Genomic DNA, 14,498 nt, shown 5'->3' with positions numbered 1-14,498 from the left:
CCGGCCGTCACGGTGAGATTTGAGACTCGGCGACAGGTACCTGACACTCGCGAAGGGCCAAGACTACGCAGCGTCGACAGCCTCGACCTCGATCGCTGCGTGCACCTTGTCGATACCGCCGCGGAGGATCGCCTGCGGGACGAAGTAGATCGCGTGATGCCAGTACCTCTTGACGATCTTGTCGAACACCCGGCGAGTGTCCGATTCGGGGAGCATCCGTGCCCGCGCCTCCACCGGCTCACCCTTGACCTTGCCAAAGATCCCGCATTTCTGAATCGTGATGCGTGGTGTGTTGTTGATGCGCTTGGTCTTCCATGATCCCCGGTCGGTGATGATCAAGAGCTTGTCGCCGTCCGGTACGCCCCACACGGGTGTCGGCTTGGGGCGGCCATCCTTGGTGAAGGTCGTCAAAAGGAGATACTTCTGCCGGTAAACGTCGTCGAATGCAGGACTCATGACACATTCCTACCGCATGCAGTCGCCCGCCGATCGCACTCACTGTGGCACGTCGGCTTCCAGGGTTGCCCGCAGACGTCGGAGCACGTCGACAGCCGTCGATAACTCCCCCTCCGTCACCACGGAAGAGGTCTGAGTGGCCCAGGCAAGACGTCGCGGGCGTATGCGGTCGAGCGTGCGACGGCCTTCTTCCGTGAGGTGAACCAATGGAGCTCTGGCGTCGGCGGGATCGGGCTCGCGTCGGACGAGCCCGGCAGCCTCCAGATGGGCGACCGACTCGTTGGCGGACTGTCGACGCATACCTCGTCGTCTAGCAATCGCTGCGACGCTGAGGGATTCATGCGCGACGGCGCCGAGTGTGAGCCACCGCGAAGCCGTGAGCCCTTCGTCGGCGACGATGGTGTCGCCGGCGCGTGCGAAGGCGTCGGAGAGCCGGAAGACCTCATCGACCAGCTCGGTCAGACGTCTCGCCGACGTCATCCGCGCTCGCTCAGGCACACGAGATGGCCGTCAACGTCCCGGATCACGGCCATGCGCTCGCCCCACTCCCGCTTCTCGGGAGCATCCACGACGCTCCCGCCCACGGCTACACAGCGAGCGACCTTGTCATCGAGTGCACTGATCGCGAATCCCACGGCGACGGCGGTGTCAGAGGGCACAGCCGGGCGCTCGTGCAGCATCAACTCCACATCGTCCCCAGTCTTCAGCCAGGCGAACCCAGGAGACCGATGCCTGATCTCCAGTCCGAGGACACCGACGTAGAGGCCCAGGGCCGCGTCGATATTGGTCACGGAGACGATGATGCGCTGCACAGTCGCGATTTCGGTCATGACTCCAGGATCACCAATTGACAGGGGCCTGTCAATTGGTGTGACCCGTGTCAGCCGGGTAGAGCCTGTCCGGATACCACCTACGTTCTCACCGAGTTGGGCAACGGAGCCCGTCGCGCGCTCCAGCCACTCGTCCGATGGTCCGCAGAGTGGGCCGCGACTCTGTCCACTGCCGACACCGACAACGCCCGCTAACGCCGTGGTTCTTCCCTTGCGGCCGTGGAACATTGTGGACTGGACGAACTATTCTGCGGCGATGGCCTCTCTCTATCACGTCAGTTCTGCGCTCAATCGCGCATCGATCAAGGAACATGGCTTGGATTGGCGCCGAATGGGTTCCGCACGCGGCATCGCCGGCAGTGCCGCACCCGAGCACGAGGGTTGTTTTCTAGCGCGCAGCGAACAGGAGTCCCGCTGGTTCGTACGCATGAACGGCACGGGTGGCCCTGTCGACGTGTGGCAGGTCGACGGCATCGACGTTTCGGAGTTGCTTACTTCGGCGCACGGGTACGGGTTCTTCCCGGACACCATCGACCCGGGTCAGCTCACCCTCATCGAAACGGACATCCCCCAGGAACGACTCGACTCGTCTCAAGTGAGCCGCACCCCTGCATTTCACTCAGAATTAGTCGTACGCCACATCCCATGACGATCTCCGATGGGGCGAATTTCTACGCTTCCCTGGCGCTACGCTCTGCCCTATGTTGTTTGCCCAGTCCAGAATTCGGTGAGCTGAGCCGCGAGTTTCTTCCCCTGGTCGTATCCAGACCGGGCAGCCGGCGGCCGCGTCGACGGATCCATCTGGTTGGCGCCATACGCGAATATCTCAGCCGCGTCGCCGTCCGGGAAGACGGTTTCGACCAGACTCCCCTCCGCGCGCAACCGATCCACCTGTGCCGCAAGATGTGTGCCCCATTTCGCCGGCATCCGCGATCGGCCGCCGAACGGCGATAGCACCAGTACCCTGGCGTATCCGGTTGCCAAATCGGCGTTTTCACCGGCTCGGTAGCCACCATCGATATAGCGACGGTCGCCGATGGTGTGTGGCGCGGCGCCGGGCCCGGACGTACTGGCCGTCACTGCGTCAGCCAGTTCGACACCACTGTGGCGATCGAACACCACCGGTTCACCCGTGTGCGCGTCGACGGCCACGATGAACACTGGCTGCTGCGGCCACTCCTGACTGGGCAGCCGAGATGCGACCAGCGCTCGTCTCCGCGCCTGAGTCGAGCTGTCCGACACAGCATCCATTTCGAGAGCTGCGGCACCCATACGCCGCCGCATGTCTGCGGGATCGCTCGAGGCGGCGATGATGGCGCTCGTCTTCTCGAGATGGCTCGCCACGGTGGCAGCCGGTGCCCCTCCCCTGGCCGGTCCACTTGCGCTGTGGAGCGGGGGCACCGCTACGGTCGCCCTGAAGAGTTCGGTCGGCGTTGTGTCACTGGATATCTGGACGGCCGTGGTCGATCCGGACGACGTACCGATGATGAGATTGGCGTCGGTGACGTCCAGCCCGGCATCGAACAACCCCGCGACCACTCCGATCACCCAGGCATTGCCCGCCGACCCCGCACCGCCCAGAACCAACGCTCGCTCGTTTGTCATCAGGCGCACCGTACGCGCGCAATTCGCCATGTGGCAACGGGTTTTCGCGGCGCTGAAATGAGACCATCGTCCGATGAGCGATCCGCAGCTATCCCATGGTCTCCGAGCGGTGGTCTTCGACGTCGGCGAGACCCTGGTCGACGAATCTCGCATGTGGGCCGGTCGGGCCGCCGCCGCGGGTGTCACTCCTTTCGCATTGATGGGCGTCCTCGGTGCGCTCATCGAGCGCGGCGAGGATCATCGCCGTGCGTGGGAGATCCTTGGAGTCAGCCAGCCGCCGGCGCCGACATGCATCGGTCCCGACGATCTGTATCCAGACGCACTCGAATGCCTGCATGCAGCGAAGGCAGCCGGTTTCATCGTCGGGATAGCCGGCAATCAGCCAGCCGATACCGCCGAACAGCTTCTGGCACTGGGCTTCAAGGCCGACGTCATCGCGTCATCAGCCGAATGGGGCGTCTCGAAACCGTCCGAAACGTACTTCGCGAAGCTGATCGACGCCCTCGGCGTCCAGCCGCACGAGATCATGTACGTCGGCGATCGTGTCGACAACGACATCGTCCCGGCGCATTCGGTCGGGCTGCGCACAGCATTCATTCGACGCGGTCCGTGGGGCCTCATCCATGCGGGGCAACCTGAGGTGTGTATCGCTGACCTACAGTTCGATTCGCTCTCCGAGCTCACGGCGGCGCTCAGGCATCGCTGATCGACGGGGCCGATCGGCTCCGCGTGATGCGATGCGAGCCAATTGCGCGACGATCTGTCCCGCGATCCCGGTCCGTCGGCGCGATTCATCCCAGATCGCGCGCCATCAGATCATCGATGGTCTCGCGGCGAACGATCTGACGAGACCGCCCGTCCGCGACGGCGATGATCGGTGCGCGCCGCGTCATTCGCGCGTTGGACGCCGTCGAATGGTGATACGCGCCAGTGCACGCAACCGCGAGCACATCGCCCGGATGCAAGTCGGCCGGCAGACGCACATCCCTTGCCAGGGCCTCGGCGCCAGGTGTCCGGCCCATCACGGTGACAGCCTCCACTCGTCCGGCGGGGTGTCGATTGACCAGTGCCACAGTGCGGTTGGCGGCGACGCCATCGCTCGGAGTGTCGCTGAGGTCGGCGTCGACCACGACCCGGGTGCCGTATTCAGTGCGTCGCACTGCGACCACTCGATAGACGGTGACGCCCGCTTGTGCGGCAATCGATCGGCCGGGTTCCACGATGATGTGCGGTCTCGGTGTACCGACCATCGGCTCACTGCGATAGAGCGCGGAGTCAACGGCCTCGCCGAATTGCCGGAGATCGAGCGCCGGATCGCCGAATCGGTGGGCGACCTCCTGTCCCCCACCGATGTCCAACTGATGCAACTCGGCTCCGCAGGCGGCGTTGATCTGGCTGATCGCTATGACTCCCGCGGTGACCAGATCGCCATACCGCTCGGGATCGCTGCACTGGCCGTCGATTTCCGTGTGCAACCCGACCAACTCCAGGTGCGGATCGGCGACGATCCTGCGGGCCGCCTCCAGTGAACGGTCGGAACCGATGGCGAATCCGGCGGCGTTGTCGTCTGCACCGACACGCAGCAGTACGCGCTGGCGGGCGGAGAGCTGTGCCGAGAGCAGCGTGATCTCGGTATGTGAATCCACGACGATGTGTCCCACCCGGGCCGCGACCGCGTATCGCAGGTCGTCGCACGACTTTCCGTTGCCGTGCAGGATCATTCGTCCAGGATCGACGCCGGCGGCAAGGGCCAACGCGATCTCGCCGCTGGACGACACGCTCAGAGATAGCCCCTCCGCGATCACCCAGTCGGCAACAGCTTTGGTCAGGAGTGCTTTCGCCGCATAGGCGATCTCGGCGCCGGAGAATACGGATCGGTAGGCCCGCGCCCGCGTGCGGAAGTCGTTCTCGTCTAGCACATGGACCGGGGTGCCGTACTGATCGGCGACCTCGCACAGCGGCACACCGGCCACTGACAGCCGGCCGCCGACGGCGAAATGGGTGTTGACAGGCCAGACGTCGGCGCAACCGTCGGCCGGCCGACTGGGGAGCGCGGCGAGTCGCAGCGACGGAAGTATGTCCAAGAGGGTCACCCACACGACATTCCGCCGCAATCGACCGCACGCCTATGGGCTTGACGAGTTCTTGACGGCACCGGCGTGAAGTTTTACATCAACCATCGAGCCGGCATCGATCGCGACATCGACCGAGCGACGTCGACGTTGGTCGCCCGTCGCGCGTCATTCGGCTCCACAGCCGTCCGCACCATTGGATGACAAACGCCGGAACCGGTCAGCCGACCGTAGTCGGCCGCGCCGGCAGCTCGATCCGGCGACGCTCGGAACGCAGCCAGACGAAATTCACGATCGGAATGATCAGCTCGACCGGAATCATCAGGACGTAGAACCAACTTGGCGTACCCGCCTCTGCCCAGGCGAGCAGGCGGGCCAGGCCGCCGACAAAGAACAGCAGGCCCAGCAGATCGATCAGCGCGGCCCGTCCGGCGATGTCTCGTGCCGCCCAGACGAAGGCCAGTCCGTACGCCACGAACAACAGATTGAAGAACCGTAGATCGGACTCCATCGTCGCGTTCACCGACCCGCCGCCGATATACGTGACTTGACCGAAGAACAAGTGCGCCAGGCCGATTCCGGCGACCACCAACCCGAACAGTGTCAACCAGCCTTGAAAGATCCGCATCGAATCACCTCTGTTTTACAACTGTTGAATAACTCTCACGGTATGCCTCCGACAGAGCCGGCGCAAGAGCTAGATTGGATGAATGCCACCCCGGACACGGATGACTCCAGAGACGCGGCGAGCACAGCTGCTCGATGTCGGGGAAGCTGTGTTCGGCGAGGGACGTTTCGAAGAACTGTCGATGGAGGACATCGCCGCCGCCGCCGGGGTGACGCGCGCATCGCTCTACCACTACTTCCCCACCAAGGCCGACTATTTTGCCGCGATATGGCAACGAGCACACGAATCACTCGGCGCCACAACGCAGCTCGATGACTGCGAGACCGTTCGGGACTGGATCGTCGAAATGCTGACGGGCTATCTCGACTTCTACTCGCGACATGTACAGCTCGTCCTCATCGCCAACCGCAGCTCGATCGCGTCGGCGCCCGCGGTGCGGGAGCCGATCGCGGACAACTTCCGGACGCTCTGCCGCGTCGCGCTCGACACCGCCGGGGCCCGGGGACGTCGGCGCCGACTCGCCGAAGCCGCATTCGCCGGTTGGATCGCGTTCGTCCGCGAAACCACGCTGGCCACCCTGGTCGACGGTGCGATGACGCCGAAGGACAACCTTGCGATGTGCGTCGCGACGCTGGACGCGACGGTCGGCGCGCATGCCGACCTCGATCGACGGATCCGCGGGCGCGCGTGAGAATCGATCCCGCCCGCTCCCGCTGGTCGGGATCTACGGTGCCCGGATCCGAGCCGCCGGAGTTAGCGTCGGGGCCGCTACACGTCGCGATCCATCACTGAGAGGGCTTGAAATGACAGATCTGACAGGCAAGGTCGTCCTGGTCACCGGCGGGGCCCGCGGCCTCGGCGAGGCGTTCTCGCGTGGCATCGTGGCCTCCGGCGGCAAGGTCGTCATCGGCGACATCCTCGACGACGAAGGCGCCGCGGTCGCCGAAAGTCTCGGCGACAGTGCGGCGTTCGTGCACCTCGATGTCACCGAAACCGCGAACTGGGAGTCGGCCATCGCGGAGACCGAAGCGAAGTTCGGGCGCCTCGACGGTCTGGTCAACAACGCCGGCGTGACGGCATCCGGCATGCCGGTCGCCGATGAGCCGCTCGAGACCTTCGAACGCATCGTGCAGATCAACCTCATCGCCGTGCACAAGGGCATGCACTTCGCGATTCCGGCCATGCGCCGCGCGGGCGGTGGGTCGATCGTGAACATCTCCTCGGCGGCAGGTCTCATCGGTCTCGCGCTCACGAGCGGCTACGGCGCCGCGAAATGGGGCGTCCGAGGCCTGTCCAAGGTCGCGGCCGTCGAACTCGGCCGCGACAAGATCCGTGTCAACTCGGTTCATCCCGGCATGGTGCTGACCCCGATGACCGCACCGACCGGCATCGTGGCGGCCGAGGGCGCCTTCCCGAACAATCCCTTCCAGCGCGTGGGCAAGCCCGAAGAGCTGGCCGGTGCCGTGCTCTACCTGCTGTCCGACGAAGCGTCCTACACGACGGGCGCCGAGATCGCGGTCGACGGCGGCTGGACCGCGGGCCCGTCCGTCGAATACGTGATGGGTCAGTAGCCTGACCTGACGTCATCCCGCGACATTCGTCGCGGGATTCGGCCGGTGTCGCATCCGCGGCGCCGGTCGAAAACGGTTGTACGCCAGTTGTTCGGCCCGGATATCCCGCGCGTTCATGTCAGGCTGCTGGCATACCAGCGTGCCTGAAAAATACGACAATCATCGCAAGCGCGGCAACCGGCCACTACGCGCGGCTGGCATCCTCGGTAGTGCACTGATCCTCGGCGCCGCCGGCATCCTCGGCGGGTGCAGCTCGGCCGACGACGCCGGAGTCGGCGGCGACACGGCGTCGAGCGTCGATATCCAGCGGCACGTGGCCGGCGACATCACCGGCCACGGCGGTGCCCGCCGGCTGTCGGAGGATCAGACCCGGATGCTCGCCGACTCGATCCAGCCGTCGGGCGCCAAGAATGTCATCCTCGTGATCGGCGACGGCACGGCGAACCAGGAATACACGCTGGCTCGCGACTACCAGTACGGCGCGGGCGGCCAGCTGCCCGGGATCGACCAGCTGCCGATCAGCGGCGACTACACGACGTACTCGCTCGACCAGAAGACCGGCAAGCCCAGCTACGTAACGGACTCGGCGGCGTCCGGGTCGGCATGGTCGACCGGGACCAAGACCTACAACGGTGCGATCAGCGTCGACCTGCATGGCAAACCCCAGCGCAGCATCCTGGAGATCGCGAAGGCCAACGGGCTGCGCACGGGCGACGTGACGACCACCGAGCTGCAGGACGCCACCCCTGCCGTGCAGGTCGCGCACGTGTCACAGCGCAAGTGCTACGGACCGAAAGCGACGACGGAGAAGTGTCCGGAGAATGCGCTCGAGAACGGTGGCGCCGGTTCGATCACCGAGCAGCTCCTCAACGCCCGACCCGATGTCACCCTCGGCGGCGGCTGGGCCACGTTCCAGGAGACCGCCGCGGCCGGCCCCTACCAGGGCAAGACTCTCGAGGTGCAGGCCAAAGAACGTGGCTACCAGATCGTCCGCGCTGCCGACGAGCTGAGCAACGTCACGAGTGCCGGTCAGGACCGGCCGCTGCTCGGGGTGTTCGCCGACGGCAACCTGCCACGGCAGTGGGCCAAGGCGACCGCGGTGCCGGACGGCAATCGGCAGCCGGCCGTGACCTGCTCCCCCAATCCCGACTTCACCTCCACCACACCGAGACTCGGTGCGATGACGGCGAAGGCGATCGACCTGTTGAAGAACGACGACGGCTTCTTCCTGCAGGTCGAGTCAGGCTCGGTCGACAAGGCCAACCACGACGCCGACCCCTGCGGTCAGATCGGCGAGACGATCGAGACGATTCAGTTGGCGGACGCGACCAAGATCGCGCTCGACTTCGCGAAGGCGGACAAGCAGACGCTCGTCATCGTCACCGGCGATCACGCGCATTCCAGCCAGATCGCCGAAACCGATGCCGAGCTGCCGATGCCGGGACTCACGCGCAACCTGACCACGAAGGACGGCGTACCGATCACCGTCAGCTACGGGACGTCGCTCGTCCCCGGCGAGGAGCAGCACACCGGTGGTCAGGTGCGGATCGCCGCGTACGGCCCGGGTGCGGCCAACGTCGCCGGACTGAGCGACCAGACCGACCCGTTCTTCTACATCACCGACCAGCTCGGCGTGGATCGGTCAAAGAAATAACGAACTCCTGGCAGCATCGTGTCGAGAAGTGCGCATCGGCTCCGCTCACCTGATGACGGACCACGAACCGCGCGGTCCGCAATCGCGTGACATCACGTATCAGGAGGTCATCATGGCTAGGTATCTGTTGCTCAAGCACTATCGCGGCGGCCCGGCGCCGCACCACCCGTTCCCGCCGATGGACCAGTGGGATCCCGCTGACGTCGAGGCGCATATCGCGTTCCAGCGGCATGTGGCCGAGATGCTGGAGGAAAGCGGCGAATTCGTCGACGCCCAGGCGCTCACCCCCACCCGCACGTGGGTGCGGTACGGCGGACCCGACGCCGCCCCGGTCACCACCGACGGCCCGGCGCCGGAGACCAGCGACCTGATCGCCGGCTGGTACATGATCGACGTCGAGTCGCGCGAGCGGGCGCTCGAAGTGGCGGCCTATGTCTCGTCGGAGCCTGGCCCCGCCGGCGAGCCGTTGTACGAATGGATCGACGTCCACGAAGTGATGACCGAGATGCCCGCGGATATCGCGCAGGACTGAGCAATGGTCGATGCGACCGCGTGGGACGAGGGTGACCTGCACACCCTCGTCCCGCGAGTGCTCGCCAACCTGGTCCGGCGCGGCGAGGATTTCAACGACGCGGAGGACGCTCTGCAGGAGGCACTCGTCGAGGCGATCCGGGTATGGCCGGACAATCCGCCGCAGAATCGAGCGGCGTGGCTGACGTCCGTCGCCACTCGCCGGCTCATCGATGCCCGCCGCAGCCACGCCGCGCGGAACCGCCGCGAAGACGCTGACTTCGTTGAACCGCAACCTGATCCGACCGCGGTGGAGGTCGGAGACGACACCTTGCTGCTGTTGTTCTGCTGCTGCAGCCCGGATCTCGCGCCGGCGTCCCAGGTCGCCTTGACTCTCCGCGCAGTGGGCGGCCTCACGACGAAGGAGATCGCCGACGCCTTCTTCGTCCCGGAAGCAACCATGGCCCAACGGATCAGCCGGGCCAAGCGCACGTTGCGGGGCCGGACGCTGAACCAGCCCGGCGACCTCGCCGTCGTGCTGCGGGTGCTGTATCTCATCTATACGACCGGCCACTCCGGCCGCGTCGACCTCACGGTCGAGGCGATCCGGCTGGCCCGTCAGCTGACCCTGGCCACCGACGAGCCCGAAGCCCGCGGGCTGCTCGCGCTGATGCTGCTCAACCACGCCCGTCTTCCCGCCCGGCTCGACGCGCAGGGCGCGATCGTGACCCTCGATCGGCAGGATCCCGGTCGGTGGAATACCCGCGAGATCACCGACGGCGTACGGATCCTGCAGTCCGCGTTGGCCGTTCAGACCGACGAGCGTCCGCCGGGTCGCTACCAGATCGAGGCGGCCATCGCGGCATTGCACGACGACGCGCCGACCGCGGCCGACACCGACTGGCCGCAGATCCTCTCCTGGTACGACGCTCTCGTCGGGCTCAGCCCGGACCCGGTGATCGCCGACCCCGCGGCGGTGCTCGCGCGGTCGGTCGCCGTCGGGCATGTGCTGGGCCCGCGAGCCGCGTTGCGCGAGACCGACCGGCTGCAGATCAGCCTCGGCGAGCGGCATCGCTGGCACGCCACCCGTGGCTACCTCTTCGAACTCGCCGGCGACTCCTCTGCGGCCGCCGCGGCTTATGGCGAGGCGGCACACCGTGCCGTCAACGTCGCCGAACGCGACCATCTGGTCCGCTGCGCCGCGCGGGCGCGCCAGACCGCCATTGATCAGGGTGCGACGGCGCATTAGCGTCGCGCTGAATTAATCACCGCCGTGGTGGCGCAATCGACCCGGCCCGACGACGAGCAGCAGGTCAGATGGTGCGGTTCCGGCCCGGCGGTGGCGCATTGGCATCGCTGTCCGCGGACGTCACTCCGCGATCGCCGAGACGGACCGGATCCGCCGATATCGTCCCATCCATGCAGATCAGGACTACGACGACGGCTCGCCCGCGGGCCGACAAGGCGCGCATGGTCGCCGATGTCGTGCGCCGCCAGATCAACGATGGCGATCTGGCGGGAACACTCGATGAAGCCGGGCTCATCGAGGACTTCACGGTATCGCGCAACACCGTCCGGGACGCGTTGTCGATCCTCCGCGACGAAGGACTGATCGAGCGGTCACCGCGGGTCGGCACCCACGTCGTGTCGCGGAAGCTGGACCACGGGCTCGATTCACTACTGGGGCTCCAGGAGACCTTTGTCCCGCACGGCGACGTGCGCAACGTCGTGCGGATCGCGACGGTCGTCGCGCCCCCGCGGGCCGTAGCTCGAAAGCTGCGGCTCGCGCCCGGCGAGGACGCGGTCTACGTCGAACGTCTCCGGTACCTGGACGACGAGCCACTGAGCCTCGACATCACCTACCTGGTACCGGATCTCGGCGCCCCGCTCATCGGTGAAGACCTCCAGCACCACGACATCTTCGCCCTGCTGGAAGAGATCTCCGGCGCCCGACTGGGCCGGGCGGCGGTCACGGTGGAGGCGGCCGCCGCCGACCCCCATTCCGCGGCACAACTGGAGATCGCCTCGGGCGCGCCGATCCTGCTGCTGGAACGTCTCACCCATCTGGAGTCCGGCGACCGCCCGGTCGATCTGGAGTACATCCGCATGCGCAGCGACCGAGTCAGCCTGCGCAGTACCGCCCATCGCAGCCGAAGGAACGAAACCCGATGAGTCAGGTCAATTCTCGCGTCGACGTGCCCGTCACGATCGACGAATCGCTGTGCATCGAGGGGTGCACACTCTGTGTCGACGTCTGTCCGCTCGACTCGCTGGCGATCAATCCCGATTCCGGCAAGGCCTACATGCATGTCGATGAGTGCTGGTACTGCGGGCCGTGCGCCGCCCGCTGCCCGACCGGCGCGGTCACCGTCAACATGCCGTATCTGCTTCGCTGACAGCCCATTCCACCCAGCGCCCGTCCAGGAGCCCGCCATGAGCCTGCAGATCCCGAATATCGATGACCGCGACCGCCGCGAATGTGATGTTCTCGTCATCGGTGGCGGCACCGCCGGAACCATGGCGGCGCTCACCGCAGCCGAGAACGGGGCATCCGTCCTGCTGTTGGAAAAGGCCCATGTGCGCCACTCCGGCGCTCTGGCGATGGGCATGGACGGCGTCAACAACGCCGTCGTCCCCGGCAAGGCCACCCCGGAGGACTACGTCGCCGAGATCACTCGCGCCAATGACGGCATCGTGAATCAGCGGACCGTGTATCAAACAGCTACACGGGGATTCGCGATGATCGGCCGGCTGGAGAAGTACGGCGTCAAGTTCGAGAAAGACGAGTACGGCGAGTACGCGGTCCGCCGCGTCCACCGGTCAGGGTCGTATGTCCTACCGATGCCGGAGGGCAAGGACGTCAAGAAGGCGCTGTACCGCGTGCTGCGCAAACGCGATATGCGCGAGAAGATCACCATCGAGAACCGGCTGATGGCGGTCCGCGTCCTCACCGACGGTGACATCGGTAGCGGGGGCCGGGCCGTCGGGGCGGCCGCATTGAACACTCGCACCGGCGAGTTCGTCGAAATCGCCGCCAAGGCGGTGATTCTCGCGACCGGACCCTGCGGCCGGCTCGGCCTGCCGGCATCGGGGTACCTCTACGGTACGTACGAGAATCCGACGAACGCCGGAGACGGCTACTCTATGGCGTACCACGCCGGCGCCGAGCTCAGCGGCATCGAGTGCTTCCAGATCAACCCGCTCATCAAGGACTACAACGGCCCGGCGTGCGCATATGTGGCCAATCCGTTCGGCGGGTATCAGGTGAACGCCGAGGGTGAGCGGTTCGTCGACTCGGACTATTGGTCGGGCGACATGATGGCCGAGGTCAAGTCGGAGATCGAATCCGCCCGCGGCCCCATCTATCTCAAGGTCAGCCATCTGCCCGACGAAACCCTCGACACGCTCGAATCGATTCTGCACACCACGGAGCGACCGACCCGCGGCACGTTCCACGCCGGCCGTGGACACAGCTACCACACACACGACATCGAGATGCATATCTCGGAGATCGGTTTGTGCAGTGGACATTCGGCGTCGGGAGTGTGGGTCGACGAGAACGGCCAGACGACCGTGCCGGGCCTGTACGCCGCCGGCGACCTGGCCTGCGTCCCGCACAACTACATGATCGGCGCGTTCGTCTACGGCGAGCTGACCGGACAGCATGCCAGCGATCTCGCTCGCGGACAAGAGATTCCGCAGCAGCTGCCGCTCGACCAGCTCGCCGACGCGCATGCGCTGATCTACCAGCCGTTGCGCAATCCGGACGGCCCGCCGCAGCCCCAGGTCGAATACAAGCTGCGGCGCTTCGTGAACGACTATGTGGCACCGCCGAAGACCAGCACCAAGCTGGGGATCGCCGTCGAGACGTTCCAGCGGATGCGCGCCGAAATCGCCGAGATGGGCGGGTGGACACCGCATGAGCTGATGCGGTGCGCCGAGGTGACGTTCATCCGGGACTGCGCCGAATTGGCGGCGCGCAGCTCGCTGACCCGGACCGAAAGCCGCTGGGGTCTGTACCACGAGCGCGCAGACCTGCCGGAGCGCCGCGACGACGAATGGGGATATCACCTCAACGTCCGTAAGACCGCCGACGGCGACATGGAGTTCGTCGGTCGTCCGGTCGAGCCGTACTTCGTGCCGGTCGACGGGCTGGACCATCTACCGCCGGCCGACCGCCGCGTCATCACCGTCGATGAGCCCGACGCCACCACCGGTCCGGCCGCGCATCGCGGGGCCGAGAGTCCGGTCCGCGAACGCGTCGCCGCCGAGCCGCACACGACGTCGATCGCCTCGCCGCGGATCATCGAGCTGCTGCAGCTCACCGTGAATGACGCCGACGATCTGACCTCGTACCTGGAAGATCCCGACGACACGGTCCGGGCGACGGCCATCTCGGTGCTCACCGAGAACACCCCCGACGGATTCGATCTCGCGCTGGCCGCCCGCCTGTTCGACCCGGCCGCGACGGTGCGCCGCGCGGCGGCCGCGGGGCTTCAGGAGCTCGTCGAGGTGCTGCGGGGCTCCACCGACTTCGTGCGGCTGCTCACCGACGCCGCGGGGGCTCCGGATCCGATCGTCCGCGCCACGGTGGTCGACCTGCTACGGGCCCTCAAAGTCGGTGATACCGCCGTCTTTTCGACCGCCGCGGCCGACAGTGATCACCGGGTGCGGATCGCCGCGATCCGCGGACTGGTGTCGCTTGACGCCGCCGAGCTGATCGCCGAACGCGCGTCGGACGACAACCGTGAGGTCCGAGTGGCGGTCGCGGCCGGATTGGCCACGGTCGGCGACGGCGGAATCGATGCGGTGCGCGCGCTGGCGACGGATCGGGATCCGCTGGTGCGGGCGGCCGCACTGTCAGCGATGGCCGGCCTCGCGGACGCCGAGGCGGATCATCCCCTGCTGATGAAGGCGCTCGGCGACTCCGCCTGGCAGGTCCGGGTGGGCGCGGCGCGCGGCCTGGCATCGGCGCCGGCGCCGGCGCCGGCCGACGTCGTGGTCGATGCATTGGTGACGACGCTGCGCGATCCGCACGGCGACGTCCGCAAGGCGGCGGCCGCGACGCTCCGGCTGTGGAGCGACCTCCCCGCCGCCCGGGAGGCGCTGCTGGGCGCCGCGGAGGACGCCGACGCAGATGTGCGGGCGCTCGCCCGCAGCGTCAGCGCCTGA

At 66.5% G+C, this 14,498-nt stretch carries 16 protein-coding genes; 10 read left to right on the top strand and 6 right to left on the bottom strand.

The window, feature by feature from the left end; all coding sequences use genetic code 11:
* Positions 1 to 63: 63 nt before the first annotated feature.
* From G341_RS20810 to G341_RS23720, 3 genes are read right to left on the bottom strand one after another with little or no spacing between them, the layout of a single operon-like run.
* A complete protein-coding gene (locus G341_RS20810) occupies positions 64 to 456 on the bottom strand; it encodes a PPOX class F420-dependent oxidoreductase (protein WP_018177637.1) in 393 nt (130 codons plus the stop codon).
* A gap of 39 nt (positions 457 to 495) precedes the next feature.
* Positions 496 to 936: a MarR family winged helix-turn-helix transcriptional regulator gene (locus tag G341_RS0103050; protein WP_018177636.1), complete on the bottom strand. Its 441-nt coding sequence runs from the start codon at positions 934 to 936 to the stop codon at positions 496 to 498.
* Entirely contained in the window at positions 933 to 1,286 is a 354-nt protein-coding gene (locus G341_RS23720) for a VOC family protein (protein ID WP_018177635.1), read from the bottom strand. Before G341_RS23720 ends, G341_RS0103050 begins: the two co-directional genes overlap by 4 nt.
* A 256-nt stretch (positions 1,287 to 1,542) precedes the next feature.
* Here G341_RS23720 and G341_RS20805 point away from each other — a divergent pair, with 256 nt between their 5' ends.
* Entirely contained in the window at positions 1,543 to 1,935 is a 393-nt protein-coding gene (locus G341_RS20805; RefSeq protein WP_245556895.1) for a hypothetical protein, read from the top strand.
* A gap of 50 nt (positions 1,936 to 1,985) precedes the next feature.
* Here G341_RS20805 and G341_RS0103035 read toward each other — a convergent pair whose 3' ends face one another.
* Complete coding sequence (locus tag G341_RS0103035) at positions 1,986 to 2,891, bottom strand: patatin-like phospholipase family protein (RefSeq protein ID WP_018177633.1); 906 nt, start codon at positions 2,889 to 2,891, stop codon at positions 1,986 to 1,988.
* 73 nt (positions 2,892 to 2,964) lie between these two features.
* Here G341_RS0103035 and G341_RS0103030 point away from each other — a divergent pair, with 73 nt between their 5' ends.
* Positions 2,965 to 3,597, top strand: coding sequence for an HAD family hydrolase (locus G341_RS0103030; protein WP_043450398.1), 633 nt, complete (start codon positions 2,965 to 2,967; stop codon positions 3,595 to 3,597).
* 85 nt (positions 3,598 to 3,682) lie between these two features.
* Here the strand turns inward: G341_RS0103030 and G341_RS0103025 are convergent, their stop codons facing one another.
* Both G341_RS0103025 and G341_RS20800 read right to left on the bottom strand, forming a co-directional pair.
* Entirely contained in the window at positions 3,683 to 4,984 is a 1,302-nt protein-coding gene (locus tag G341_RS0103025; RefSeq protein WP_026303184.1) for a diaminopimelate decarboxylase family protein, read from the bottom strand.
* Positions 4,985 to 5,183: 199 nt separating this feature from the next.
* Positions 5,184 to 5,591, bottom strand: coding sequence for a DUF4345 domain-containing protein (locus G341_RS20800; protein WP_051092598.1), 408 nt, complete (start codon positions 5,589 to 5,591; stop codon positions 5,184 to 5,186).
* Between the two features lie 82 nt (positions 5,592 to 5,673).
* On the opposite strand from G341_RS20800, the gene G341_RS0103010 reads away from it, so the two are divergent.
* The 8 genes from G341_RS0103010 to G341_RS0102975 all read left to right on the top strand — a co-directional run bounded on the left by G341_RS0103010 (position 5,674) and on the right by G341_RS0102975 (position 14,498).
* Positions 5,674 to 6,282: a TetR/AcrR family transcriptional regulator gene (locus G341_RS0103010; RefSeq protein WP_043450396.1), complete on the top strand. Its 609-nt coding sequence runs from the start codon at positions 5,674 to 5,676 to the stop codon at positions 6,280 to 6,282.
* A 112-nt stretch (positions 6,283 to 6,394) separates the two neighbouring features.
* Positions 6,395 to 7,162, top strand: a complete 768-nt coding sequence (locus tag G341_RS0103005) for a glucose 1-dehydrogenase (RefSeq protein ID WP_018177627.1) — start codon at positions 6,395 to 6,397, stop codon at positions 7,160 to 7,162.
* Positions 7,163 to 7,277: 115 nt separating this feature from the next.
* Positions 7,278 to 8,816: an alkaline phosphatase gene (gene phoA, locus G341_RS0103000; protein WP_018177626.1), complete on the top strand. Its 1,539-nt coding sequence runs from the start codon at positions 7,278 to 7,280 to the stop codon at positions 8,814 to 8,816.
* A gap of 112 nt (positions 8,817 to 8,928) precedes the next feature.
* Positions 8,929 to 9,348 (top strand): YciI family protein, encoded by a 420-nt coding sequence (locus tag G341_RS0102995; RefSeq protein WP_026303183.1) that lies wholly within the window; start codon positions 8,929 to 8,931, stop codon positions 9,346 to 9,348.
* A 3-nt stretch (positions 9,349 to 9,351) separates the two neighbouring features.
* The gene (locus tag G341_RS0102990) at positions 9,352 to 10,575 is read left to right on the top strand and encodes an RNA polymerase sigma factor (RefSeq protein WP_018177624.1); all 1,224 of its coding nucleotides are present in this window, start codon (positions 9,352 to 9,354) and stop codon (positions 10,573 to 10,575) included.
* Positions 10,576 to 10,745: 170 nt separating this feature from the next.
* The gene (locus G341_RS0102985; RefSeq protein WP_026303182.1) at positions 10,746 to 11,498 is read left to right on the top strand and encodes a GntR family transcriptional regulator; all 753 of its coding nucleotides are present in this window, start codon (positions 10,746 to 10,748) and stop codon (positions 11,496 to 11,498) included.
* Positions 11,495 to 11,722, top strand: a complete 228-nt coding sequence (locus G341_RS0102980; protein WP_018177622.1) for a 4Fe-4S dicluster domain-containing protein — start codon at positions 11,495 to 11,497, stop codon at positions 11,720 to 11,722. The genes G341_RS0102985 and G341_RS0102980 overlap by 4 nt, the downstream gene beginning before the upstream one ends.
* 43 nt (positions 11,723 to 11,765) lie before the next feature.
* Positions 11,766 to 14,498 (top strand): fumarate reductase/succinate dehydrogenase flavoprotein subunit, encoded by a 2,733-nt coding sequence (locus tag G341_RS0102975; protein WP_026303181.1) that lies wholly within the window; start codon positions 11,766 to 11,768, stop codon positions 14,496 to 14,498.

This window comes from Jongsikchunia kroppenstedtii DSM 45133, assembly GCF_000380485.1.
Classification (GTDB): Bacteria; Actinomycetota; Actinomycetes; order Mycobacteriales; family Mycobacteriaceae; genus Jongsikchunia; species Jongsikchunia kroppenstedtii.
The sequence above is the reverse complement of the archived record's forward strand: the minus strand, read 5'-3'. Positions and strand labels throughout refer to the sequence as shown.

What these genes read in the sequence shown, in the direction of transcription:
- G341_RS0103030 (WP_043450398.1), top strand. Translation starts at nt 2,965, where the DNA reads ATGAGCGATCCGCAGCTATCCCATGGTCTCCGAGCGGTGGTCTTCGAC.
- G341_RS0103010 (WP_043450396.1), top strand. Translation starts at nt 5,674, where the DNA reads ATGCCACCCCGGACACGGATGACTCCAGAGACGCGGCGAGCACAGCTG.
- G341_RS0103005 (WP_018177627.1), top strand. Translation starts at nt 6,395, where the DNA reads ATGACAGATCTGACAGGCAAGGTCGTCCTGGTCACCGGCGGGGCCCGC.
- G341_RS0102980 (WP_018177622.1), top strand. Translation starts at nt 11,495, where the DNA reads ATGAGTCAGGTCAATTCTCGCGTCGACGTGCCCGTCACGATCGACGAA.
- G341_RS0102985 (WP_026303182.1), top strand. Translation starts at nt 10,746, where the DNA reads ATGCAGATCAGGACTACGACGACGGCTCGCCCGCGGGCCGACAAGGCG.
- G341_RS20800 (WP_051092598.1), bottom strand. Translation starts at nt 5,591, where the DNA reads ATGCGGATCTTTCAAGGCTGGTTGACACTGTTCGGGTTGGTGGTCGCC.
- G341_RS0103035 (WP_018177633.1), bottom strand. Translation starts at nt 2,891, where the DNA reads ATGACAAACGAGCGAGCGTTGGTTCTGGGCGGTGCGGGGTCGGCGGGC.
- G341_RS23720 (WP_018177635.1), bottom strand. Translation starts at nt 1,286, where the DNA reads ATGACCGAAATCGCGACTGTGCAGCGCATCATCGTCTCCGTGACCAAT.
- G341_RS0103050 (WP_018177636.1), bottom strand. Translation starts at nt 936, where the DNA reads ATGACGTCGGCGAGACGTCTGACCGAGCTGGTCGATGAGGTCTTCCGG.
- G341_RS0102990 (WP_018177624.1), top strand. Translation starts at nt 9,352, where the DNA reads ATGGTCGATGCGACCGCGTGGGACGAGGGTGACCTGCACACCCTCGTC.
- G341_RS20810 (WP_018177637.1), bottom strand. Translation starts at nt 456, where the DNA reads ATGAGTCCTGCATTCGACGACGTTTACCGGCAGAAGTATCTCCTTTTG.
- G341_RS0102995 (WP_026303183.1), top strand. Translation starts at nt 8,929, where the DNA reads ATGGCTAGGTATCTGTTGCTCAAGCACTATCGCGGCGGCCCGGCGCCG.
- G341_RS20805 (WP_245556895.1), top strand. Translation starts at nt 1,543, where the DNA reads ATGGCCTCTCTCTATCACGTCAGTTCTGCGCTCAATCGCGCATCGATC.
- phoA (WP_018177626.1), top strand. Translation starts at nt 7,278, where the DNA reads ATGTCAGGCTGCTGGCATACCAGCGTGCCTGAAAAATACGACAATCAT.